18 protein-coding genes and 2 pseudogenes are annotated in these 24,108 nt (G+C 41.3%); 11 read left to right on the forward strand and 9 right to left on the reverse strand.

The genetic code is table 11. From position 1 onward, the window contains the following. Nucleotides 1-197: 197 nt before the first annotated feature. Together NSTC731_RS14150 and NSTC731_RS14155 are read right to left on the reverse strand one after the other, a co-directional pair. Nucleotides 198-1,562 (reverse strand): histidine phosphatase family protein, encoded by a 1,365-nt coding sequence (locus tag NSTC731_RS14150; protein WP_445631361.1) that lies wholly within the window; start codon nucleotides 1,560-1,562, stop codon nucleotides 198-200. A gap of 273 nt (nucleotides 1,563-1,835) precedes the next feature. Continuing rightward, nucleotides 1,836-2,024, reverse strand: coding sequence for a hypothetical protein (locus NSTC731_RS14155; RefSeq protein WP_445631362.1), 189 nt, complete (start codon nucleotides 2,022-2,024; stop codon nucleotides 1,836-1,838). A 23-nt stretch (nucleotides 2,025-2,047) separates the two neighbouring features. Here NSTC731_RS14155 and NSTC731_RS14160 point away from each other — a divergent pair, with 23 nt between their 5' ends. The 8 genes from NSTC731_RS14160 (at nucleotide 2,048) to NSTC731_RS14195 (ending at nucleotide 9,197) form a co-directional block, all read left to right on the forward strand. Further along, complete coding sequence (locus NSTC731_RS14160; protein ID WP_445631363.1) at nucleotides 2,048-3,241, forward strand: aminotransferase class V-fold PLP-dependent enzyme; 1,194 nt, start codon at nucleotides 2,048-2,050, stop codon at nucleotides 3,239-3,241. Between the two features lie 71 nt (nucleotides 3,242-3,312). After that, nucleotides 3,313-4,413: a glycosyl transferase gene (locus NSTC731_RS14165; RefSeq protein ID WP_445631364.1), complete on the forward strand. Its 1,101-nt coding sequence runs from the start codon at nucleotides 3,313-3,315 to the stop codon at nucleotides 4,411-4,413. Nucleotides 4,414-4,583: 170 nt separating this feature from the next. After that, nucleotides 4,584-5,384: a class I SAM-dependent methyltransferase gene (locus NSTC731_RS14170; RefSeq protein ID WP_445631365.1), complete on the forward strand. Its 801-nt coding sequence runs from the start codon at nucleotides 4,584-4,586 to the stop codon at nucleotides 5,382-5,384. Nucleotides 5,385-5,525: 141 nt separating this feature from the next. Continuing rightward, nucleotides 5,526-5,939, forward strand: a complete 414-nt coding sequence (locus tag NSTC731_RS14175) for a secondary thiamine-phosphate synthase enzyme YjbQ (protein ID WP_445631366.1) — start codon at nucleotides 5,526-5,528, stop codon at nucleotides 5,937-5,939. A 312-nt stretch (nucleotides 5,940-6,251) separates the two neighbouring features. Further along, a complete protein-coding gene (locus NSTC731_RS14180; protein ID WP_445631367.1) occupies nucleotides 6,252-7,001 on the forward strand; it encodes a hypothetical protein in 750 nt (249 codons plus the stop codon). 32 nt (nucleotides 7,002-7,033) lie between these two features. Continuing rightward, complete coding sequence (locus tag NSTC731_RS14185; protein WP_445631368.1) at nucleotides 7,034-7,822, forward strand: Nif3-like dinuclear metal center hexameric protein; 789 nt, start codon at nucleotides 7,034-7,036, stop codon at nucleotides 7,820-7,822. Nucleotides 7,823-8,090: 268 nt separating this feature from the next. Beyond that, nucleotides 8,091-8,309: a hypothetical protein gene (locus tag NSTC731_RS14190; protein ID WP_194042969.1), complete on the forward strand. Its 219-nt coding sequence runs from the start codon at nucleotides 8,091-8,093 to the stop codon at nucleotides 8,307-8,309. 576 nt (nucleotides 8,310-8,885) lie between these two features. Further along, on the forward strand, nucleotides 8,886-9,197 hold the full coding sequence (locus NSTC731_RS14195) for a DUF6679 family protein (RefSeq protein ID WP_012408115.1): 312 nt from the start codon (nucleotides 8,886-8,888) through the stop codon (nucleotides 9,195-9,197). 61 nt (nucleotides 9,198-9,258) lie between these two features. On the opposite strand, the gene NSTC731_RS14200 is transcribed toward NSTC731_RS14195, so the two are convergent. Then, on the reverse strand, nucleotides 9,259-10,929 hold the full coding sequence (locus tag NSTC731_RS14200) for an MBL fold metallo-hydrolase (RefSeq protein WP_445631369.1): 1,671 nt from the start codon (nucleotides 10,927-10,929) through the stop codon (nucleotides 9,259-9,261). A 517-nt stretch (nucleotides 10,930-11,446) separates the two neighbouring features. Here NSTC731_RS14200 and NSTC731_RS14205 point away from each other — a divergent pair. Further along, complete coding sequence (locus NSTC731_RS14205) at nucleotides 11,447-11,623, forward strand: hypothetical protein (RefSeq protein ID WP_445631370.1); 177 nt, start codon at nucleotides 11,447-11,449, stop codon at nucleotides 11,621-11,623. Between the two features lie 196 nt (nucleotides 11,624-11,819). On the opposite strand, the pseudogene NSTC731_RS14210 reads toward NSTC731_RS14205, so the two are convergent. After that, a pseudogene (locus NSTC731_RS14210) lies at nucleotides 11,820-13,463 on the reverse strand (calcium-binding protein); the annotation flags it as partial. A gap of 764 nt (nucleotides 13,464-14,227) precedes the next feature. On the opposite strand from NSTC731_RS14210, the gene NSTC731_RS14215 reads away from it, so the two are divergent. After that, nucleotides 14,228-14,746, forward strand: coding sequence for a hypothetical protein (locus NSTC731_RS14215; protein ID WP_445631371.1), 519 nt, complete (start codon nucleotides 14,228-14,230; stop codon nucleotides 14,744-14,746). A 22-nt stretch (nucleotides 14,747-14,768) separates the two neighbouring features. On the opposite strand, the gene NSTC731_RS14220 is transcribed toward NSTC731_RS14215, so the two are convergent. Further along, a complete protein-coding gene (locus NSTC731_RS14220; protein WP_445631372.1) occupies nucleotides 14,769-15,464 on the reverse strand; it encodes a pentapeptide repeat-containing protein in 696 nt (231 codons plus the stop codon). Nucleotides 15,465-15,628: 164 nt separating this feature from the next. Continuing rightward, nucleotides 15,629-16,417: a tryptophan-rich sensory protein gene (locus NSTC731_RS14225; protein ID WP_445631373.1), complete on the reverse strand. Its 789-nt coding sequence runs from the start codon at nucleotides 16,415-16,417 to the stop codon at nucleotides 15,629-15,631. Between the two features lie 135 nt (nucleotides 16,418-16,552). Here NSTC731_RS14225 and hisD point away from each other — a divergent pair, with 135 nt between their 5' ends. After that, on the forward strand, nucleotides 16,553-17,830 hold the full coding sequence (gene hisD, locus NSTC731_RS14230) for a histidinol dehydrogenase (RefSeq protein WP_445631374.1): 1,278 nt from the start codon (nucleotides 16,553-16,555) through the stop codon (nucleotides 17,828-17,830). A gap of 170 nt (nucleotides 17,831-18,000) precedes the next feature. Here the strand turns inward: hisD and NSTC731_RS14235 are convergent, their stop codons facing one another. The 3 genes and pseudogenes from NSTC731_RS14235 to NSTC731_RS14245 all read right to left on the reverse strand — a co-directional run bounded on the left by NSTC731_RS14235 (nucleotide 18,001) and on the right by NSTC731_RS14245 (nucleotide 24,016). Continuing rightward, complete coding sequence (locus tag NSTC731_RS14235) at nucleotides 18,001-19,377, reverse strand: alpha-amylase family glycosyl hydrolase (protein WP_445631375.1); 1,377 nt, start codon at nucleotides 19,375-19,377, stop codon at nucleotides 18,001-18,003. Between the two features lie 78 nt (nucleotides 19,378-19,455). Further along, nucleotides 19,456-20,491, reverse strand: a pseudogene (locus NSTC731_RS14240) (IS630 family transposase); the annotation flags it as partial. Between the two features lie 303 nt (nucleotides 20,492-20,794). Then, complete coding sequence (locus NSTC731_RS14245; RefSeq protein ID WP_445631376.1) at nucleotides 20,795-24,016, reverse strand: efflux RND transporter permease subunit; 3,222 nt, start codon at nucleotides 24,014-24,016, stop codon at nucleotides 20,795-20,797. Between the last annotated feature and the right edge of the window lie 92 nt (nucleotides 24,017-24,108).

Here is a 24,108-nt window from a genome sequence, read left to right on the forward strand (position 1 = left end):
GTGAGTGATTCATCGCTCAAAGAAAGGATTATAGGACTAAAGTCCTTACTACAAACTTTAATTTATTTACGTCTAGCTACTTCTGAGTTATTTGTTTTTCAGTCATTGCTTCTAACTTTATTCCTCACTCCTCACTCCTCACTCCTTCTAACTCCTCACAGGCTAAACGTCCCGCTGACGATAACAGCACTTAGCACTCACAATGCTCCCGCTGCTGTTTTATCTAGTACACCTCCACCAAAGTGATAAGTGATATTCATTGCTTGCAGTACTGGTAAACCATCGATTCCAGCAGGGTAGTCGATAACACTAACTGCACCATTACCCTGACGAAAACTCCAGAAGTTTTCCAGCGATAAACCCAGAATGTGACAAAGCAAGGTTTTGTTAGTAGCGTCATGAGCTACTACTAATACAGTTTTGAATTGATTATTTGATGCTGTTTGCAGAATTGATTGCCAAGCTGCAACGCTGCGCTCCCACACCTGTTGCAAATTCTCCCCTTCAGGCATTTGCACTTGCGTTGGTATCAACCGCCATCGCTGCAATTCTCCTGGAAACTCTTGCTCTATCTCTGTTTCTAATTTTCCTTCCCAGAGACCATGACTGATTTCTCTTAAACCATCTTGCAATTCTAATTTTACATTCGGATGTTGTTTTAAGATAATCTCTGCTGTTTCTTTAGGGCGCAGCATTGTGCTACTGCAAGCAAAATCAATTGCTACTTCTTGGAGAAATTCGCTGGCTTTTTGTGACTGTTGTCTACCGTTGTCGTTGAGGGGGACATCAATTTGTCCTTGAAACCTGGTTTGGCGATTCCAGTCGGTTTCACCGTGACGCACTAGTAACAATCGTACTCCTTGATGATCCGGTCGCAATGAGGGTAGAGTTTCTCCGGTGTGTTGCGTCTGATTTAAGGATTCTAGCTGGACTGGTTCGCCCAATCCGCCAGCAAAATTTAATACGGTGATCCCACAGTTAGATTGCTGTATTGAGTGGTAGCGACTGGGAGGGATTCCTAATGCTGTGCTAATCAAAGCGCGATTGATTCCGTTATGTCCCACGATGAGAATGGTTTCGCCTTGATGTTGGGACAAAATTTCTTGCCAAAACTGCCGTGCTTGTTCGTATAAAGCAAGAACGGGAAAATGTTCTCTTGTTCCTTCTGCATCATTAAGCAGCATCCGCAGTTCGTCGGGGTGTTGATGCCAAGTGCGGTAGTCTTCAGCAAATTTTTGCTTGACTTGGGCAGTCAGCAATCCTTCCCATAAAGGTAGATCGATTTCTAGTAGCAAATCAGAAACTTGAACTACAGCAGATTTTTGAGCATGAGTAGCTAACTCACTATGGATAATATCTGCTGTGTGTTTCGCTCGTTGTAAGGGACTGCTGTAAATCGTATTAAATAAGATATTGCTGAGGGCTTTGCCTACTAGACTTGCATCCTTACGACCTTTTTCGGTTAATGTTGATGCATCAGTGCGTCCTTGGATGCGCCGCTCGGTGTTATAACCGCTTTGACCGTGGCGCACAATGATGACCTTTAAAGTTTTATTTTTCAAAAGCTTCAGCCTTATTTTTACAAAAAATACTCAATTAATGCTCAAATAATTAATTAAGTGCATAGTTGCACATTAAAAGTATAAATTTATACTCATTTTCAATGCTCAATATATGCTCAGATTTATCTTACTTCCTAATTACTCCAAGTAATACTCTGAGTTAAAATGACTCCTTACAGTACAAGCATTCTAGCCGTTTTTACGATCGCGGCATTCATTCTTATCTGTTAATAGTTCCATCCTTTGACTCGAAATGGTAGACTGGAGGCAATTCTAGGCATGAATAGGGATATCGTGAGAGTCATTATCACTCACTATTGATAATAGACTGGGTGCGATCGCCGGAAATACCATCAAAGATGTAATCCATGAGGTCTTGGAACCAGCATTGCCAGTCGAGGGGATGCCGTAACGTCGGCATGAGAAACTGTCAAAATACTTTTGAATATCAATAGCCTGCAAACAGCAGATATCCCTTGTAAATTATGACTAGTATTTCTGCATCACCAATCAAGCTGCATCGTCATCGAGAGCAATTTCCCGCTTTAGGGAATAAGGCTTATTTTAACTATGGAGGACAAGGACCCATGCCCCAAAGGGCAATGGATGCGATCGCCGAAACTCAAGCTTATGTTCAGCAAATAGGCCCCTTTGGCAATGAGGCGTTTAGCTGGATAGCACCTCAAACTCAAGCCGCAAGAGAAGCGATCGCTTTAGAATTAAATGCACCAAGCCAAACAATTACTCTCACTCAAAATGTCACTGTTGGCTGTAATATCGCCATGTGGGGCATTGAATGGCGGGCTGGCGATCATCTACTGCTCTCAGACTGCGAACATCCAGGCGTAATTGCCACAGCAAGAGAAATCTCGCGGAGATTCTCTGTAGAAGTTACCACTTGTCCCCTAAAAGCGACTTTAAATGAGGGCGACCCTGTAACCATTATTTCCCAGCACTTGCGCCCCAATACCCGCCTAGTAATATTGAGTCATGTTTTCTGGAATACCGGCCAAGTTTTACCTCTGGACAAAATTGCCGAAGTATGCAGAAATAATCATTCTGCACTATTAATAGATGCTGCCCAATCTGCTGGTTTATTGCCTTTAAACTTGACTGAATTGGGAGTAGATTTTTATGCTTTCACTGGTCACAAATGGCTATGTGGCCCTGCGGGTGCTGGTGGCTTGTATGTCCGACCAGAAGCACGAGAAAGCCTAAAACCTACGTTTATTGGCTTGAATGGTGTTGTTGTAGATAGTCAATCTCAACCTGTGGATTGGCTTCCAGATGGGCGACGATATGAAGTGTCTACATTAGCTTATCCGTTGTATCTTGGTTTAAAGGAAGCGATCGCAATTCATCAGCAATGGGGAACATCACAGGAACGTTATGAGCAAATTTGTCATAATAGCGAGTACCTCTGGCGACAATTGACGGCGTTACCTGATATTAAATGTTTGCGAACTTCTCCACCTGAAAGCGGTATAGTCTCTTTTCAACTTGCAAATAATCAGCCTCAAGCTCATTTGAAGTTGGTGCAATTTTTGGACTCACAAAAAATATTAACTCGGACAATTGCCGATCCTAGCTGTATACGTGCTAGCGTTCATTACTTTACTTTAGAATCGGAAATCGACCAATTGATTGAGGCGATTCAAAATTTTTGCAAAATTAATTAAAAGTTAGGAGTTGTAAGTTAGCGTGTAGAGATTATGATTTTAACTCCTAACTCCTAACTCCTAACTTAAAAATGGAACGCCCAATCTTATACATAACCATAACTAACCACGGCTTTGGTCATGCTACCCGCACGGCTTCTGTAGCTGCAACAATTCAAAAGTTATGTCCAGAAGTTTTACTAATTGTGGTGAGTACTGCCCCACGCTGGTTGCTAGAGTGTTATATAGAAGGCGATTTTATCTATCGTCCTCGTGCATTTGATTTGGGTGTGGTGCAAACAGATAGTTTGACAATGGATAAAGTAGCAACTTTAGAAAAGTTGCTAGATATTAAGAAGCATCAAAATTCGCTGATTGCCTCAGAAGTGAATTTTATCCGCCAAAATCGCGTTAATCTTATCTTGGCAGATATTCCCTTCCTCGCTCCTGGGTTTGCCAAAGCTGCAAATATTCCCTGTTGGATGATGAGTAATTTTGGTTGGGACTTTATCTACCGAGATTGGGGAGGCGAATTTACCGCAGTTGCAGATTGGATTAGTGATTGGTACTCAAAGTGCGATCGCCTGTTTCGTCTTCCTTTCCACGAACCAATGCCAGCTTTTAATAATATCACAGATGTCGCCTTAACAGGCGGTTCTCCCCGTCACTCTGCTGATGATTTACGTTCTCTTTGGGGAATAACTGCACCAGTCGAAAAAACCATTTTGTTGACCTTTGGTGGTTTGGGTTTACAGCAAATCCCTTATGATAACCTAGAGCGATTTCCAGATTGGCAATTTATTGTATTCGATCGCTCTGCCCCTGATTTACCGAATTTAGTGAAAATTAATGACCACAAATACCGCCCTGTAGATTTTATGCCTATTTGTGGGCGAGTCGTTTCTAAACCTGGTTATAGTACTTTTTCGGAAGCCACAATACTAGGAGTACCAATTGTCACCATACCGCGTGAAGACTTTGCCGAAGCAACTTTTATAGTAGAAGGCATAGCTAATTATAATCAGCATCAAATCATCACCCCATCTGAGTTTTTTCAAGGGACTTGGAATTTTCTTTATGAGTTACCCCAACCTCCAAGGCAATCTCAACCAATTGCTAAGGATGGTAATGAAACTATAGCTCAAGCTGTTATCAATTATTACCAAACTAGAGATTGTAGAGCGTATTCCTAATAGTAGATGATATTACGAAATTACTAATATATCTTAATTTTGTAAATGCCGAAATTGCCTTCGCCTCTTGATTGCATACTTAACTGCTAGTTAACTTTGATACGTTATTTTTGCAGAGTGAATGGGGGGCGATCGCTTACTGCCGATCGCTCACAAGGAGAACTACCGTTATGGAAAAATGGAATCCAGAGGATTATTGCAAAAATTCTTCCGACCAACAAAAATGGGCACAAGAGGCAATAGTGAAACTTAACTTAAAAGGAAATGAAAGTATTTTGGACATTGGTTGTGGAGATGGAAAAGTCACTGCTGATATTGCCAGTTATATACCTAATGGTTCAGTTATAGGTATTGACAATTCTTCAGAAATGATTGATTTTGCTCAAAAAACCTTTTCTCCAAGTGATTTTCCTAACCTTAGTTTCCAACTTGCAGATGCAAAAAACTTGAACTTTAACAAAAAATTTGATTTGATTGTTTCGTTTTTTTGTCTTCATTGGATTATCGACCACATTCCGGTTCTTACAGGTATTGAAAGGAGTCTCAAACCAAATGGTAGAGTATTACTGCAATTTACGGGAAAAACAAATAATTCTCATATAGATACTGTTATGAGTAAAGTTATGTCGAGCGCAAGCTGGAGTAAGTATTTTGCTCAATTTACTTGGCCTTGGGGTTTTTATGAACCAAATGAATATAAGAATTGGTTAGAAAGTGTTGGTTTAAAAATCAATCATGTTAAATTACTTTCAACAACAAAAGGAATTTTTGAAGGAAAGGAAAGATTGAATGGATTTATCCGAACAATATTGTTTCCCTTTACCGCCAGAATACCAGAAGCTTTACAGCAAAATTTTGTTGAAGAGATAAGCAAAACATACTTGGAAACTTATCCTTCAGATCGCATGGGTTTTATATATGTTCCACCAGTAGTGAGATTAGAAGTAGACGCGACTAAAATTGCCAATTAACAGATTATTTGTTGTTAGTAAACATTCTTAATTGGCAGGATATTTTGATTAGATGTCAATTTTAATAATAGTTGAGTCGTGTGGCGATCGCCAGAACAAGTTGTTTAATATGCTTATAATACCTTAATTTCAGTATTCCACATGACTCACTATCAAAAGTTACTCAGAATTTCTACTACTGGCAAATCTTTTCAAAACATCACCGCAAAAATTGCAGCTATAGTTGCAGAATCGGGAGTAGAAACTGGCCTTTGTACTTTATTTTTGCGCCACACTTCAGCTAGTTTAGTAATCCAAGAAAATGCCGATCCTGATGTACTTGTAGATTTAGCTAACTTTATGGCAAAACTTGTGCCAGAATCAGGCAAATACATTCATGATGCCGAAGGTTCCGATGATATGCCGGCACACATTCGTACTGCACTTACCCATACTTCTGAACATATACCTATTAATCGCGGTCATTTAGCATTAGGAACTTGGCAGGGAATTTATATTTGGGAACATCGTCAACGCAGTCATTCTAGAGAACTAGTTGTGCACATTTCTGCATAGCAAATTTCTTAAATTTAGAAATCGTAGTTAAATTTTATTAGGACTTACGCAAGTGTCCTATTTTTTTTGTGCAGCTTGTCCAAAGTCAATAATCAATAATCCCAAAACCTTGACTTTAGCCAGATTATGCTAAGTATTTTTACACTCTGGGGATGAGAAAATTCCTTTATTGATAATTAACTAGATATACACTGAGTATTTCATGTCAGTTTGTAAACTTAAAAGTTAAGTTTATTTATATAAGTTTAATAACTTATTTGTTTTAATATAAAATAACACTTAATGTAACCTGCTTGGGCTATTACTATTACTATGAATCAAAAACTAATACCAACTAATACTTTTCAGTTTATTGATGAAATCTTTACCCAGCAGTCTGTTAAATTATTATCACTGAGTCCCAAAAAAACATTAATTACCAGCTTTGCAGAGTTAGGAAATTTGATTGCGGAACAAAATACCGACATTCAAATTATCACAACTATTCAAGAAATTCTCGAAAGCATAGTCCGCACTCAATTGCAAAACTTTCCAGAAAACATCTTTTGGGATTTCGATTTTCTGGTAAGCAGTATGCTTAGGCAGGCTTTAAATGCAGAGGAGGGCGCTATTACATTCTTAAAAGTTTTTGGTGAAAAGATGGTTTGTCTAACAAAGATGTTCGGCAATAAAACAGAAATCCGCTTTCGTTATGTTCATGATTTTATGTATGGGTTTGAGTGGGCTAGATGGGTACAAAAAGAGCCAGAAAAACGCGCACATATAGAGCCTTTTAGTCTGTTATTTTTAGATTATTTACTCATCAAAGGTAAGGAACTTTTACAACGTATTAATCATGGTCAGGTTGTATCTTATAAACTGTGTGAAACGGGCTACCGCAACCCCTTCACTTTTTCTCGCGAACCAGAAGATGAATACCGTCTATTAACTTATCTTGCTGAAGAACAACTTATTCCAGTAACAGTATGGAACTGGAATGCTAGCCCTGTATGGAACAAACCTTTCCAAGAAATGCGCCAGCAATTAGCATTAAAATTAAATATTCAACCACAGAAACGCTGATTAGTAATTAAAAATTACTGAAGAAGATAATTATGAAAATTGCTGATTTAATTACTTGGTTTGAAGCATGGGCGAATCCTGCTTGGTGTGAAAGTTGGGATAATTGTGGCTGGCAAATTGAACCAGGAGTTTTGCAGGAAAAAGCACGGGTTTTGGTCTGTTTGACACCGACTTTGGCGGTAATGCAGGAAGCGATCGCAAAAAATGCTAATCTGATATTTGCCCATCACCCTTTGATTTTTAATCCTCTCAAATCTTTACGTACTGGTGAAGCGATCGCTGAAATGGTACGGTTAGCCTTTACCCATAATATTGGTATTTACACTGCCCACACGAATTTTGACCAAGTGCAAGATGGGACTGCTGACGTGTTAGCTCAGATTTTAGAACTCAAAGAAGTTACCCCCATCGAAGTTACACAACCAGGATTAGGATATGGTCGTGTTGGTTTGCTAGAACCATTTCTGACATTACAGGAATTACTCACCACCATTCAAACCCGACTTTCTCCCCCTAATTTGATTTTTTCCCCAACTGCTGATTTACAGCAAACAATTTCACGAGTTGCTGTTTTGGGTGGTTCGGGGGCTAGTTACATTTCAGCCGTCGCCAAAACAGGTGCCCAAGCTTATCTAACTTCTGACTGTAAATTCCATCAGTTTCAAGAAAGCCGCGATTGCAATCTTATTTTAATCGATGCTGGACATTACGCTACCGAACGTCCGGCTTGCGATCGCTTAATGCAAAAATTCCAGTCTTTAAACTTAGACTGGGTACAATTAAGTCAAAAAGATGAAGATTTCCGCCAGTTTTTTGCTTGATTGCTGATGTTTAATTGGATTTTGTAGATGCTTCTCGAAAAAATTGTTGTATTTTAATTTTGTTAAGTATCAGCTTTTCAACATTGATGCTGAAAATTTTTTTGCCCTTTTATCTGTGTAATATTAAAGTATCAAAAACTCATATTGTGATGTAAATCACTGGTTGACGTAATACTAATCACACAGTATTAATGTTTCATATCAATTAGCAAGAAAGGAAAATGTTCCACACTAGACCTAATAATTTGCTCACTCTGCCCTAATCAAGATGATTCGCACAATTATTGCATCTGCTTTCCAAACTGGATATCTTAGTGTTGAATCTGAGGGTTTACTCCAGCAGGTGCTAGCCACTAAATGCTATCAGTCAGAGGATTTGCCAGAGCTTGCAGCCCTATACGATGCAGTTCGCGCCGGAAAAATTAAACGAGAAGCATCCTCGTCGAACGTGCTTATAGAATTTCCTTTACCACATAAATCCTCCTAAGACTTCTGGAGTAGAATTTTCTCATGGTGTTTTCCTCTACTCTTCCCTGACGCTGTTGCCTTTTTTCAGGTTTTTGACTGAAAAACTCAAAACTATTTGGGTGTTGTTGTTGAAAAGTATCAAGGTCAGCAAGAGAATGAGTTAAGATCAGATACAAGTGGGTAAAAGTAAAGCCAAGTCCCCGGACTTCCCAGTAATGCCAATGATTAAAAGTAGGCAAATTAAACAACCGCAATCAACGATTGTTTTGGAGTATTCTTTATTACATAATGGTAAGAATGACTCAGCAGCAAATATGAACCTGGTTAGGACAGGTACCGAACTGTTTGACTTCTATAGAAGCAGACATTCCCTAAAATAAGCTGGAGGGAGATTGAGTTCATTGTTAGAGCAACCATTGATTTATGACCCAACATTATCCTGATATTTTGACAAATAGAAGCAAATCTTGGGATTGGGTTATGAAGCGCACTTGTTCTAAACAGTGAAATTAACCTCTTAAAGGTGTAATGTAATGGGGTAGAACCCAGATTTTGACAGGTTTAACTACGTTGTTTAAAAAGGCAGAAACAGTACATGCTACACCGCAAGATTTATCAACTGTGTTGCGATGGGCGCGAGGTATGTGTTTTCTTGCGGGACCAGCAACGCTGGATTGAACGCGCCCGCATCATAGACATAGAGGGAGATTTAGTGACCCTACGCTATGAAACAGAAGAAGAGGACGAAGTTTGTTCTTGGGAAGAAATGGTTCGTCTCGAGAGCATTGGTGCTGTAACGCAAAAATTGGCTTCAGTACCGCGCGGTAATGTAGAACCTCTGATGACTGAAGATTGTCCCGAAGCAGAGCGCATTCACAACCGTTACACTGACTCGAATCCAGAATAATTCAGCGCTGAGTGCTGAGTATCGAGTGCTGAGTAATAAATCCTAACTCAGCACTCAGAACTCAGGACTCAGGACTAGATAAGCCTTCAAAAGCAGGACAGTAACCTTCGAGAGTTACTTTAAAGTTATACAACGGGGAAGCTGGATTCCAACACCGCTGCCCCCTTTGATGTCGGCAAGTACCACAACAGTCTACATCTGTCCAGGTATAGCGATCGCTGTTTTGGTTGAGCAGTTCTCGTTGAGACAATCCCCTTAATACTAATTCTTCCCCTTGCCAACGAGCTTCGATTAAACCAGTATCGGCAAATTGCCGCCAACGCTGATCGGCAGTAATCACATTCGGTAAGGTGATTGTGATTACTGTTCCTAACTCTGTGAGTTCGCCTTCATAGTTAGTCTCTGGTGCTGCCGGTTGTAAAAATGTGTCGCCGATGGGTAGTTCTACTAAAGTATCAGCCGCCGGAGAATGTACGTGGTAGCGGTTTTGCAACTCCTCTAAGCTAGTCAGGTCTGCCAAATAGCCAGGGGAACCATGAACAAAAATGACGTGCTGGGGTCGCAAATTATGAATTAGCTGCGTAGTACCAGGGCCATCGCTATGTTGAGCTAAGAGATAAGTTTCAACAGTGGTGGGTGCTAAATATTCTTTGTTAACTTTTATATCAATTTTTTCCGGTAGGAGAATCAGCCAAGGCCCGGTGTCTAATTGGCAGTGTTCGCCTAAATCAGATGTCGAGTCGGTGAGGACAATACAAGGTGACTTACCGACATTGGGGCGATGTTCTGGTTGTAGACGACGCACGCGGGGACGTACCCGTTCATCCCAAAATAAGGGTTGATGACGGGCGAAGTTCTGCACTGATGGGGGGAGATGGGGTAGCAGTTCCAGATATGCATCGCATCCAGTGGCGACAGCACCATCTACCCAAATATCTAAATCTCGTCCGGTGAAGTGGTGATGCGATCGCAAGAGCATTAATAATTCTTGACCTAATCCTAAAGCTGGGGTGGGAAGGATTACAGAACAATGGTCAGCGATCGCTCGATTAATTCGCTCGGCTAGTTGATTTTCTTGGTTGCGGCGGTGAGGATGACGGGATGTGCCATAACTACCTTCAATGATTAGCACATCCAAATCTAAACCCCGCAGTTCCTCTAAACGCAAACCTTCTACTAGTCGGGAGTTTGATAAGAAAAAGTCCCCTGTATACAGTAGCTTGTAAGTACGCTGCTGGGTGGTATAGGTAAGGAGAATTGCCACTGCTCCTGGTAAATGCCCTGCGGGAAATAATTCTGCCACCAAACCATCTTGAAATTCCACAGGCGATCGCAATGGCAAGGCATGACAAAATTGGGAAATTTTCTCAGGGTCTTCATCTACCCAATTCAGCGGTAGTAACTTGCTAGTTACCTCACTACCATAAATCGGTAACTTGGGAAAAGCTGTATGCAGCGCCAGTAAGCCTTTAGCATGATCTGGGTGGGCATGACTAATCAAAACTAAATCTGCTGGTAGGGGCGAACTAGTTCCACGTCCCGATTTAGTCAGCCCCTTAGCCAGCGATGAAATATCCTCAAAACCACAGTCCAATAGGATGCGGTGTGGGCCCATTTTCACCAACAAACACACGCCCTCATTGTCATGCTGGACACTATAGGGGAAACATTCTAATTCACTACCTAGTTCCGCAGCATCTACGCGAGAGGATGCCGATAGATTATCCCTCATGCTCTCCTCCCCTCAAACCTCATCATCATGGACATATCCCAAAAGCCAAAAGTTACACAAATTTTGGTTTTGTGACTTAGGGGTAAGTTTTATCGTGCGCCCCTACACCCTGAGAATACAGATTTTTGATTGGGGAGGACGCCTGCACCGAACCCGGACTGATTCGGAAAGGTGGGCTAACCAGAAGCCATCAAACTAGTAGCTCAAGGAGTTTGCCTCTTGTTTGTTTTCCCTTTACAAGTTTTGAGCGCTCTTAGCCAACTCACCCTCCGGGAAGTCGATCGAGCGTCTACAGATTTATCTTAATGTGCGGAGCCATTGCCATGATAATTATCTGAATCATAGAATCCATTCTTCGTGCCAAAAAATAAGCACGAAAGTGTAAATATAACTGTTAATCCAGCTAGAATCAGCTTTACATCCATTTGTCTGCTGCCCTTTACTCAAAGACTTTCCTATATTAATTTAGTGCTTCTGCAATCAAACGGAATCACTAGAAAATCTTTACTATGCTTATATGGATTGGGCAATAGGTAAATTTACCACAATCAGTCAGATTGTAGAACCTTTCGGTCAAGCTGTCTATCTAGATGTAAAGCAATATGACAACGAGCAATCGTTTACAGCCCGTAAAAATCTTCGTTTGAAAATAGCATCTCGCAAACCGTACTGCTTGGTGATTAAAGAGTGCTAAGGGATTTCCAAAAAATAAATTATCCCAATAAACGTAGACGCATACCCCTACGGGGATCTTGCTACGCAAAGCGTCTGTCTGCGACACACTGTTCGCGTTCGTAGGCCACAGGCTACCTATTCCAGGCGCAGAGAACACAGAGAGAATCTTTGCATCAGTTTTGGGATATTTTTTATTTAGAAGTCTCTAATTTCGATTAAACAACCACAAAATTGTTTTCGCTGACTGACAATCCAGTAGATAGTTGTGCAAATTTTACCTGAGTAAACCCAGACGCACTGCCATCAAGGTCAAAGAACAGTCCACCTGTAGCACTGTTATAGATAAATCGTTGATTGCTTGTCGTCACAGATGTTCCGAGGGTAAACTGACTTGTCTTAAGCGAACCTGGTGATAACCCACCGCCAAAGCCAGCAGCCGATACCTGAATCAGTTCATTAGTCGCGTTGAAGTCGTTAATACTGTCAACACCTTTACTGTAACTATTGAAAACAAAGGTATCAGTACCAGTTCCTCCATAAAGGATGTCATTACCAAAACCACCTATAAGGATATCATTCCCACTGCCACCATAGATTGTGTTCTTACCAAAGGCGCTAGAAGCGGAGATATAATCATTGCCAGCGCCACCATCGAGTAAGTTATCACCTTTTGAATTACTAGCATCCAAGTTATCGTCCCCAGTGCCACCGTTAAGAGTGTTTTTTCCAGACGAGCGAGAGTCGTATGTAATGGAGACATCGCGGGGTGAATACGGGTCGCTAGGAGTGTATTTGAAGTAGCCAGAGATGGAGAGATAATCATTGCCATCACCCCCAGAGAGCAAATTATCACCTGTTGAACCGCCAGCACTCAAGGTATCCTTACCTGCACCACCGTTGAGGGTGTTCTTACCAGACGAGCGAGAGTCATAGTCTTGGTAGTTGCCTCCTTCGTAGTAGCCAGAGATGGAGAGATTATCATTGCCATCGTCCCCAGAGAGCAAATTATTGCCTGTTGAACCGCTAGCATTCAAGTTATCGTCACCTACGCCACCGTTGAGAGTGTTCTTACCAGACGAGCGAGAGTTGTATTCGTAGTCTGGGTAGCTAAAGCTCTCATAGCCCGAGATCGAGAGATAGTCATTGCCATAGCCCCCAGAAAGCAGATTATTGCCAACAAGGGAGTCATTCCCCGTACCACCGATGAGGGTATCATTTCCCGCACCACCAATGAGGGTATCATCACCCGCCCCACCTCTGAGCAAATCGTTTCCACTCAAGCCATCGATGTTGTCATTACCGCCTTGACCATTAACTACATCATTGGAATCCTCTAACCCCGTAATGTTATTGTTGAGGTCATTGAGGAAAGTTACTGTGTTCTTGATGCCCAGGCTAGTATCAGTAGAGTTGGAATCGAGGACATTAAAGCTGTCGGTGATGCTATTTTGCCCGTCAAACAGGATATTACCAATTGCTGGTTTGCCTCCAGAAGCTTTCAGATTCTCTAAATTTTCTAGTTTGAAATTTTGTAGAATAACTACGGTATCAGTATTCCCCTCAAAGGTGATTTCTAGATCGTTGCCATTCTGAATCAGCAGTAAATTTTGAGCAGTTAATCCTGCACCTTGAAATTTGATGGTATCCACTTCAGCAATAACTGCTGCTGTCGGGTTAGTTCCTTTACCTATGCCACCAAAATCAGTAATTGTATCAGTGCCGTCGCCCAAGTCGTAAACAAATTTATCCTTGCCACCGCCACCAGTTAAAAAATCATTCCCAGTACCACCAATGAGAGTATCATTCCCAGTACCACCCTGTAGTAAGTCGTAGCCGCTGGTTCCAATGATGTTTGCCATAACTTTTGCCTACCTGATTCTATTTTTTCAGTAATTTCAGTTCTCAACTTTGAATTTAATGCTGTTTTCGGGCACAAAATACTCACCGAAGTTGACGTATAACTTAAAAATTAGGAACAGTAATATTCATCAAAGATTCACTCTATGAAAAAGCTTTTCAGTAGCACTGATTTATTCTCAAACTATCTAAGTCAAATGGCACTGTACACACTAATCAGGGTGTAAATTCAAGTCAATAGTTAACTACTGACAAAAAAGGAGATTTTTATACCCTCGTTCCGGTAAATTCTGCGTGCATATCTACTTTGAAATATAGAACATCTAAATAACCCAACACTAACCATATACTACCGCATTTACTTAGATGTTACACACTTTAAATTTAGTTCAAAAATTTAGTTCAAGGTAAGGAGAGATTTGTTGTACTCAGGTTAATTAAAATATTCTCGACTAGCTTTGAGGGTGTTTAAAAAGTATGCCAAGCCTAAATTAACTTTGAGAGCGTGTGTAAGTCTGCGCTCTATCTAGTTCGTTAGGTGTTTTAGCTTACAAGCGATCGCAATTTTTTCGAGAATTTCTAAGCAAAACTTGCGAGTCTCGTCTTGCTTGAGTTAGTAAAAATGGACTTCTTAGGATTGTGGGTAAAAGTTTCTTCTTTAATATTTCCCTTTTCCATTTCTCAGTAATTACCCTGACTTGAATTTACCCAATTAATTACTAAAATCTAAGACTAGATTCAATTTAATATTTGTTCGGATATGAGTATGATTTCATTTAAACCTTTGACTTTGATTATAGGCACAAGTATTGGTTTACTGCCTCTGCTGTCCAACTGGTGCGTCCAAGCACAAAATCAATCACAAAATATTGAGCTAAAAGTTTATAGTGAAAACGAGCAAAAACAAAGCTGTCCAGACAAGGTGATTGTCACTGAAAAACCCCGTCCTTATCAAGAAGGTAGTTTTGCAACAGATGGCTCTATTAACCTGAGTGCCTATACCAGTAACATCTCTGTTCAAGCCAGTAATAGCTTTAGTGTTACATGGGTTGGGACACTCAAGCCAAAATATGCTAAATGCTTTGCTTCTGCTGGAATGACTAAGGTTGACGGGCAAGACTACTCTGGAAAAATTAATTATTTACGAATGCACTTTGTTAAAGGTAAAGTTTACTTTATCTTAGATTTGGCTGGTGGCTCTGATGCTAATGATTATCCCCTAGTAGTGCTAAAAAATCGTTTAAAGAATGGCAATCCTACCTGGACTTGGGGTGGAACTGACTAGAGATAATATTGGAGTTCGGCGATTATTGTTGAGCAAAAGCCAAGTCACTTTCAATTAACTTGGCATTTGTTAGGTTAGCCCCACTCAAATTGCACAAGTGAAAATTTGCTCCTCTTAGGTCTGCTAATGACAGATTAGCTCCTGTTAAATCTGCACCAGTAAGGTTGACTTCACTTAAGTTAGCACTACTGAGGTTAGCTCCTTGAAGTGAAGCTTGTTGCAGGTTAGCCTCACTTAGGTTAGCTCTCATCAAGTATGCTTTACTTAAATCGGCTCCACTTAAATTAGCTTGACTGAGGTCTGCTGCTGTTAAATCAGCTTTACTTAGATTGGCTTGACTTAAGTTTGCCCAACTCAATGAGGCATAACTTAAGTTAATTTCACTCAGTTTCATGGTCGCAAGTATTGCACACCTCAAATTAGCATTAACAAAATTTCTTTCTCCGATTGCATAACGGCGTAAAATTTCATCAGTTGTTACTCTGTTTAAAACAGCTTTTGATGCGCCTTGATAACACCAAGTGGCTTTTAATAGTTTGGCAGCAGTGTTAACAGCTACCTCATCACTAGAAGCCACAATTACACCATTGCAGCCATCCCATTTACCGTTAAGCATCAAGGCAATCTCATTAGCCGCAGCAATTGAGTCAAATAGTAAAACAGATTCTTTATGCCGTTTTAACCAGTTATTCCAACCAATCGAGATAATATTTTTCATTCTTATAAATTTTGGTCTTTTCAGACAATTATGGCTCCAAGTATCTATTCTGACTAATAACAATCAGACTGGTGTGTGTAACAACCGACCATTATTGTGTGTGCTTAACGAACGCTTGCTAAAAGTTTTCTCTTGACCGACGCTGGGCGGGTACGTCATCACACTTAAATATGTTCTTGTTGGGTACGTAAGCTGTTAATCGTAGCGGTTAAAACTAGAATAATTGCCAAAACTAATACGGTATTTCTGAGCATTGAGTTATCAGAATGCTTGAATGCGATCGCTACCAGTGCCCAGATTGTTACTCCTGTATAAGCGATGTCTCGACGCTGGATGACCATAACTGCTGCAACTGCTGTTGCTATTAATACCATAATGAGAGTCCAGATTACAGCAGAAATTCCCCAACCGTTCCACCTGTGAAAATCCAAAGCACACGCTACATTGACAATAGTCGCCACGCTAATCCAACCTAGATAAATGCTAATTGGAAAGTGAATACACCATTTTTTTAGCCAAGGTACACGCGATTTGCCAATTTCTAACTGCACATAAACACCAATTAGGGGCAACAGAATCAAGAGCATTGCAATTACAGAAAGAGCAAAAAGCCTAGACAAAAACAGATACACCCAGATACTTTGAGCAACACAGGCGATCGCCAACAAATAACCTGTCTTACGTAAATCAGGCTCATGTCGTTGGTTAGGTAGAGCTTGGTATACCCCAAAAGCAAACAACCCAAGGTAAATCAGCCCCCAGATAGCAAAGGCGTAATTGGCAGGGATAATCAGAACATTTTTAAACAAAGTATTGGAAATTTCCCCGATACTAAGTCCATTGAGCGGAAAAACATTCGATACTACGTTGATAAAAAAAGCACCAAAGATTGCAGCCAAAGTAACAAGCTGTCGCCAAAGATCCCGGTAATTGTCTCTTGTAGACTGCTGCATAGATGTCAACTCATAATCTTTTGTGCTTTTAGCTTACATCTGAAAAACAGCGATGCATATAAGCCACAGTCATATCTAGCGAGTTAATCAGGAGTTAAACTAATTATTGACCTCACTGCTTTTAAGATACTGTCCATGCAGCTACTTCAAACTACCGACAAAGATTTTTCTGTCAAATTCAAAACCCTTGTAAGCGATCGCCGGGAAGTTACAGTTGATGTTAGTGGGACAGTACGTGAGATTCTAGCTGATGTCAAAGTGCGTGGTGATGCCGCAGTCAAGGACTATACTAGCCGCTTCGATCGCAACAATCTCCAGTCTTTGCATTTAAGCGAAACTTTTATTGCCGAACACGCAGCACAATGTCCTACTGATGTCTTGGCTGCACTGGAATTTGCTGCTGAGAGGATTGTGGCTTTCCATGAAAAACAACTACCGCAAGATATTGCTTACAGCGATGCAGTCGGGGTAAAACTGGGATTGAATTGGGTAGCACTCTCGCAAGTGGGAATTTATGTACCAGGGGGACGGGCTAGCTATCCAAGTTCTTTATTGATGAATGCCTTACCAGCTAAAATTGCTGGTGTTGAAAGAATTGTTATGACAGTACCAATGCCTGGCGGTGAGATTAATTCCGTTGTATTGGCCGCTGCTCAAGTTGCCGGTGTTACAGAAATATATGGCATTGGTGGGGCGCAAGCGATCGCAGCATTAGCTTATGGTACAGAAAGCATTGCCCCAGTAGATAAAATAGTTGGCCCTGGTAATGCTTATGTTGCTGAAGCCAAGCGCCAAGTCTTTGGCACTGTTGGCATTGATAGCATCGCTGGGCCTTCTGAAATTTTAGTGGTAGCCGACAGCCAGAACAACCCAGATTGGATTGCCTGGGATTTACTATCGCAAGCAGAACACGATCCTAGTGCCCAGTCAATCTTAATTACTGATTCCAAAATCTTCGCGCAACAAGTAATCAAGGCTGTTGAGAAAATTCTCACTGATTTACCTACCAGAGAAGTTGCCAGTGCAAGTTGGCAAAATTATGCAGCCGTTATTTTAGTTAGCGATTTAGCCGAGAGTATACCACTGCTCAATCAACTAGCTCCAGAACATGTGGAATTGTGTGTGGACAACCCGCAACTCCTTGCCAATCAAATTAAGTGTGCCGGCAGCGTGTTTTTAGGACGCTATACTCCAGAAGCGATTGGCGATTATTTAGGAGGCCCCAACCATGTACTGCCAACTGCCCGTTCTGCCCGCTTTGCTTCTGGTTTGAGTGTGTTCGACTTTCTCAAACGAATTACTTTTTTAGAATGTGACAAAGAATCATTGCAGACAATAGGCAAAGCAGCTGTCACCTTAGCAGAGGCAGAAGGTTTGCCAGCCCATGCAGGTAGTGTATCTGTACGCTTGTAATAATAAAAAACTGAGATAAGTAAAACGGCGTAAATCTTTGTAGTTGGGATGAGGCAGGAGGCAGTGTTTCGACTACGCGGCAGTTGAGCGTAGTCGAAACTCAACAACCAGGCAGGAGGCAGGTGGTCACTGAGCAAAGCCGAAGTCAGGCAGAAGGCAGGAGAGAGCATCTACATTTGACATTGATTAAAAGGTTCTCGAACAAAATAGAGTGCATCGCGTTTTTGAACTTCCATACCGCCTCTATTCCAGCTTCCCCAACGAGTTATAAATTTTTTCCCACCTTGGCGACGTTCAATCGCAACAGTAAAATTATTACGGAGTTCCCGATAACATCCATCTAAATTCGTTAAAGTCAAATCCAGTGCTGGGATATTAAATTTATTCTCTCCTTTATTGACAACAAAAAATCCTTCACTGCCCCGCTCCATTAGCAATACAGTCGGACTATCAATTGTTGCTAAAACATTTCCTTTGGTATTTTTTCCCTGAGTTCCTCGTTGATGCATAATTTGGCGGAATTTGACACCATATTTGATAAAAGGAACATCTTGATTATCCCAGTTGAGTATTAAAGGAGTGCCACTTTCTCTCGCCAAGATATATGCTGTTGCCAGGAAAGAGTCAGAAGGATCGCTATAGGGGTTAATGGCATTAGAATTAATCTCACGGATCGTATCGTGGTTTCTGCCAAAAGTGACGCTACGCGGATCGTTTATGGCTGTAGGAACTCGCAGACAACGCAAATCTCCACCAAAGCTGAAGGCATTTTTCATTGAATTGTAGAGAACAAAATCTGTGACAGCAGCAATCCAGTTATAATTTTCTGCACTGGTGTCGCTATCTGCAATTACCTCAAGATAATTCCATGCTTTGCCTTTACTTTGTCGATCCACATAGCTGATGTACTCTTTAAGAACATCTGCTGGGATATGTTTGGCAGCATCAAACCGAAATCCATCAATTCCTAAATCTAGCAATTGTTTTAAATGAGCTTTTTGAATTTTTTTAACATTATTGGTAAATTTCAATTCAGGAAGTCCACCTAACCAACAATTAATTTCTGAATCTCTATTGCCATCACTATAATTAATGCTACAAGATTTTTTCCCTGGACGATTTGAATCCGAATTAAAGTCATTTATAGAAAGACCTGGAAATTTAGTTAAATCTTCAAAATCATCATTGCCATCTAAATTAGCCATGTGATTGAAAACAACATCAGCAATCACTTTGACCTGACAACTGTGGGCTTGATTAATAAGTTCTTTTAAATCTAAGAGTGAACCTCTACCTTCGATAATGCTGTAATCTACAGGTTGATAGCGTGCCCACCATTCTAGAGCAGGATTAGATTTTTGGGCTGGAGAAATTTGAATGTGAGAGTATCCTTGCTTCCCTATTTCACAAACAAACTTTTCAATATCAATGTACTGTTGATCGAATGCATGAAAAATCGCAGAAGGTTTTTCTCCTGCTAATGTCTTAATCGGGTAAATACAAGTTGCGCAGATGACAACTGCACAAATGAAGATATTTATTATCAAAGATATTACTCCTCAACCGTATTGTGTTTTACTATTAGTTTGCCAAAGAAACTTGACTTTTTATTGAGTAATATAGGACTAGTATTTGATTTCTGAAAAAGCTCCGTACATTTGAAGAGTGGCAAAATCAAAGGTAGTGTGTCGGAGAAACCACTCAAACATCCATTTGAGATGAGAGAACGAAGGAATCAAAGCACAGAAACGCCTTACCCAAGTTTTAGCTTGTAACCAAATATCTTCAATTGGATTTTGTGATGGGCAATTAGGGGCTTTAGCGTTCACAATGAATTTTCCAGTGTTCTTGAGACAAACCAAGGTTTATCTCGCCTAAAAAGTTTTGAACCAGATGTGAACGATGGTAAGAAGCACCATCCCAAAAAAGAAGTAATCTTTGGTTGGGCGACTGATCTAATAAATAACGTAGATAATCAATCGTATTTTCTGAGTTACCTGCGTTATATGCTTTGAGCAGTAAGCCTCCCTTCAAATAGTCAACTGCCCCGTAGTATGTCTGTTTATCTCGTACATTAACAACTCTCACTGTTATCTCTTGGTCAGTTCTTCCCCAAACATATCCGCTTAAATCTCCCCACATTAAATGACATTCATCAAGCAGTAATACTTTTAACTTTCCTGTCTCGATTTCCTCCCGATGCCTTGCCAACAGTGTTTCAATCTCTTTTTTTTTTGCAGCAACAGCATCCTCGTCAGCTTTTGGATTCAAAGAAGTAGTTTTCTTCCAACTAATTCCTGCCGCATCAAATAAATCGTAATAGCTCCGTTTTGATTCATAAGTTAGATCGTATTCAAAAGCCAATTTATATTCGAGTTCGCCAAGTTCCCAACACTCCTTTGTTTGCAACCAACTTAAGATTTCTTCTCGTTGTTGAGCAGTTAAGTAGCCTTTTCTTCCCTTGTGGTTCAAGTGCAGCCCCGAAATTCCATATTCCTCGTAGGCTTGTTTCCAGCTTGTTATCGAACCAAGTGACACATCTAAAATTATTTGAATTTCTTCATACTTGTAACCTTGATAAACCAGTTTAACTGCCAAAGCTTTCCTTACCTCACGCGCATCTGGGCGATCATCTATAAATTCTTGTAGTTCTGCGATCGCGGCTTGTAGATGCTGGTTTATCATTGTTCTTTATTAGACAGATGCACATCTCAGTATTATCGCTTGGTTTTTTTCAGAAATCAAATATGATTCCTATATCATGTCCGCTTGGTTACTTATTAAACCTCAAGAACCCCTCTCTGTATGTATTGAGGCTACGGTGTACACACAAGTCGAATTACCCCCCTTAATCTCCTCTTAAAAAGACGTGAGTTCGACGAGTGCTATTTTGACCTCTCCCCCAGCCCCTCTCCTACCAGGAGAGGGGAGCAAAACAATTACAAATCCAAAATTGATTGGGCATTATTGACGCGATGGTTTCTTACCAAAGCCATAGCGTGTTGTATCCATAATCCAAGTTTGGAAGTTGTCAATGTAACTAAATATCACTGGTACTACTACCAGTGTCAACAGAGTGGAAGTTGTAAAACCGCCCATAATGGCAATTCCCATTGGTTGGCGAACTTCAGAACCCGCGCTGATTCCCAATGCTAAGGGCAGAATCCCGGCGATGGTTGCGAAAGAAGTCATTAAAATTGGGCGCAGACGTGATACGCCTGATTCAACGAGCGCCTGACGCTGGGTTTTGCCTTCTTGCATGTTGACGATCGCATAGTCAACTAACAGAATCGAGTTTTTGGTGACAATCCCCAACAGCAACACGATACCAATCAAGGCATATATTCCTAAGGGTTTTTGAGCAACCATCAACGCTACCAATGCCCCACCTAAACAAAAGGGTAAGGCTGCCATAATCGATAATGGATGGAGAAAGTTGTTATACAGCAACACCAGAATTGCATAGATACACATTAATGCCAGCCCCAACGCACCGCCAAAGCGACCAAAAATGTCTTGCATAATTTTGGCACTACCTGATGGTTGCTGTATTACTCCTGGCGGTAAGTTTTGCATTGCAGGTAGTTGGTTGATTGTCTGGACTGCTTCTCCTAAAGAAAGCCCTTGCAAATTCGCTTCTACAGCTACTTGACGGGCGCGATCGTAACGGTTGATAGTAGCAGGGCCGCTACCAAAGCGGATATCTGCCACTGCTATGAGAGGAACTAATCTGCCATTTTGACTAGGGACTTGCAAATTTGTGATTGTGTTGATATCAGCCCGCGCTTCGGGATCGATTTGGACGCGAATCGGGATTTGACGATCGCTTAAATTAAATTTCGCTAAGTTCGCCTCATTATCACCGATGGTTGCAAGGGAAGCAGTCCGAGCGATCGCTTGCACTGTCACTCCCAAATCTGCTGCCCGTTGCGGGTTAGGAATTACCAAAATCTCTGGTTTGACTAAACTTGCAGTAGATGCCACTTCTACTAATCCAGCTAGCGATCGCATCTGCTTTTCTAAGGCATCAGCAGCTTGATTCAAAGCTTCGGGATTTTCACTTCTGAGGACAATTGATAAACCTTTGCGACTGTCACCCGGTGACTGACTTTGAAAACTAATTCTCGCTCCTGGTATTTGTTCAAAGTTAGGACGTACTTGTTCCTCAAACTGTTTTTGGGAAATATTTCGTTTCTCTCTGGGTTTGAGATTAATCGCAAGGTTGGCAGAATTGATCTCTTCTGTTGCTAGTACGCGTTCAACTACTGGATTTTGGCGGATAATATCAGTTGCTTGTGTAACTACTTTGTTAACGTCTGACAAAGTGGAACCAGGAGGTAATTCTATAGATACGTTGGAAATTCCGAAATCGCCATCATCAACAAAACCCTTGGGAATCAGGGGAACCAGCATCAGACTGGCAATAAAAAAAGCGAAAGCGATCGCCATTGTTGTCAATCTATGGCGTAACGCCCACTGTAAAAGCGATCTATAAGGTTGAAAACCGCGACGCTTTTCATCTCCAAGTTTTCTACTTCCGTTCCCACCACCTGGAAGTATAAATTTAAAATTAAAAATTTTTATTACTCCCCCTGCCCCTGCCTCACTTCGGCTCCGCTCAGTGACCACCTGCCTCCTGCCTGGTTGTTGAGTTTCGACTACGCTCAACTGCCGCGTAGTCGAAACACTGCCCCCCTGCCCCTCCGCCTCCTTTAACAGATACGCCCCCATCATCGGCGTAACCATCCGCGCGACAAGAGTTGAGAAAATTGTGGAAACGGCAACGGTAACGCCAAATGGTTGAAAAAATTGCCCTGGAATCCCACCCATAAAGGCAACGGGCAGAAACACTGCAATAATCGTCGCTGAACTGGCGATTACCGCTAACCCTACTTCGTCGGAAGAGTCAAAAGCAGCGTCCCAAGCTGACTTGCCCATAGCCATGTGGCGTTCCATGTTTTCAATTTCGACAACGGCATCATCTACCAAGTTGCCCACTGCCAGGGCTAATGCCAACAAAGTCATATTGTTGAGGGTATAACCAAGGGCTTGCTGCACTGCGAAGGTGGGAATTATTGACAAGGGTAAGGTGACAGCCGTAATTAATGTTGCTCGCCAGTCCCGTAAAAACACTAAAATCACGATTACCGCCAGCAGCGAAGCTTGAATCAATTCATCAATGGTGCTTTGGTAAGATTGGCGGACAATATCGGCTCTAGTAAAAATTAAATCCAGTTTGACATCGGGGGGAAGGGTTTTTTCTAGTTGTTTGACTGCTGCTTTCACTCCTTCTTCCACAGTCACCAGAACGCTGCCAGTACTACGTAAGACTTGAAAAGCTACCACAGGTTGATTATTCAAACGGGCGGCTTGGCGCACATCAGCAAATTTATCTTCTACAGTTCCCAGGCTAGATAAAGGTACGGAACCACCTTGTGGTAAAACGATTTCGTAGGTTTTCAAAATATCCACACTGACGGCACTTCCTAAAGTACGGATACTTTGTTCGCTACCACCAACTTCGGCACGTCCGCCAGGTAAATTAATGTTCAAAGCGCGGATTTGGTCGTTTACCTGAGTAGCAGTGATCGCTAAAGATTGTAAGCGGTCTGGATTCAGATTAATGCGAATTTCTCGGTCAACGCCACCCACACGCTGAATTTGGGCTACACCACGAACTCCCAACAAGGCGCGGCTAATAGTTTGGTCTACGAGATTGCTTAATTCTTCTACAGAACGCCGATCTGATTTAACTGCGTAGGTAATCACCGGGCCGCCGGAAAATTCTAGGCGTTCCACAATGGGGTCGTTAATGTCTTGGGGTAAATCTTGGCGAATTTGAGCGATCGCATTTCTAACATCATTGGTGGCGCGATCGCTATCTGTACCTAAAACAAAATTGATTGTTGTCTGAGAATTCCCATCGCTAACGGTAGAAATCATGTAATCGATATTGCCCAACCCCGCCACAGCATCTTCAATTTTTTTCGTCACTTGGGATTCTAGTTCTGCTGGGCCTGCACCCGGTTGGGTAACTTTGATCGAAACTGTTGGTACATCAATATTTGGGTTAATATCAATTCCCAAGGATATGAATGAGAACCAACCGACAACCGTCAAAATTAAAAATAAAACGATCGTGGGAACAGGTTTTTTAATCGACCAGGCTGAGATATTAAAAGACATTGGGAAATTTGAGATTTGGGATTTGTCATTTGTCATTGGTCATTGGTCACTTGTACTGAGCGTCTTGCCCTGAGCGAAGTCGTTGGCGCAGC

This window comes from Nostoc sp. DSM 114167 (assembly GCF_052692655.1).

Coding starts and splice junctions, on each gene's coding strand:
- NSTC731_RS14160 (WP_445631363.1), top strand. CDS start 2,048: ATGACTAGTATTTCTGCATCACCAATCAAGCTGCATCGTCATCGAGAG.
- NSTC731_RS14165 (WP_445631364.1), top strand. CDS start 3,313: ATGGAACGCCCAATCTTATACATAACCATAACTAACCACGGCTTTGGT.
- NSTC731_RS14170 (WP_445631365.1), top strand. CDS start 4,584: ATGGAAAAATGGAATCCAGAGGATTATTGCAAAAATTCTTCCGACCAA.
- NSTC731_RS14175 (WP_445631366.1), top strand. CDS start 5,526: ATGACTCACTATCAAAAGTTACTCAGAATTTCTACTACTGGCAAATCT.
- NSTC731_RS14180 (WP_445631367.1), top strand. CDS start 6,252: ATGAATCAAAAACTAATACCAACTAATACTTTTCAGTTTATTGATGAA.
- NSTC731_RS14185 (WP_445631368.1), top strand. CDS start 7,034: ATGAAAATTGCTGATTTAATTACTTGGTTTGAAGCATGGGCGAATCCT.
- NSTC731_RS14190 (WP_194042969.1), top strand. CDS start 8,091: ATGATTCGCACAATTATTGCATCTGCTTTCCAAACTGGATATCTTAGT.
- NSTC731_RS14195 (WP_012408115.1), top strand. CDS start 8,886: ATGCTACACCGCAAGATTTATCAACTGTGTTGCGATGGGCGCGAGGTA.
- NSTC731_RS14200 (WP_445631369.1), bottom strand. CDS start 10,929: ATGAGGGATAATCTATCGGCATCCTCTCGCGTAGATGCTGCGGAACTA.
- NSTC731_RS14205 (WP_445631370.1), top strand. CDS start 11,447: ATGGATTGGGCAATAGGTAAATTTACCACAATCAGTCAGATTGTAGAA.
- NSTC731_RS14215 (WP_445631371.1), top strand. CDS start 14,228: ATGATTTCATTTAAACCTTTGACTTTGATTATAGGCACAAGTATTGGT.
- NSTC731_RS14220 (WP_445631372.1), bottom strand. CDS start 15,464: ATGAAAAATATTATCTCGATTGGTTGGAATAACTGGTTAAAACGGCAT.
- NSTC731_RS14225 (WP_445631373.1), bottom strand. CDS start 16,417: ATGCAGCAGTCTACAAGAGACAATTACCGGGATCTTTGGCGACAGCTT.
- hisD (WP_445631374.1), top strand. CDS start 16,553: ATGCAGCTACTTCAAACTACCGACAAAGATTTTTCTGTCAAATTCAAA.
- NSTC731_RS14245 (WP_445631376.1), bottom strand. CDS start 24,016: ATGTCTTTTAATATCTCAGCCTGGTCGATTAAAAAACCTGTTCCCACG.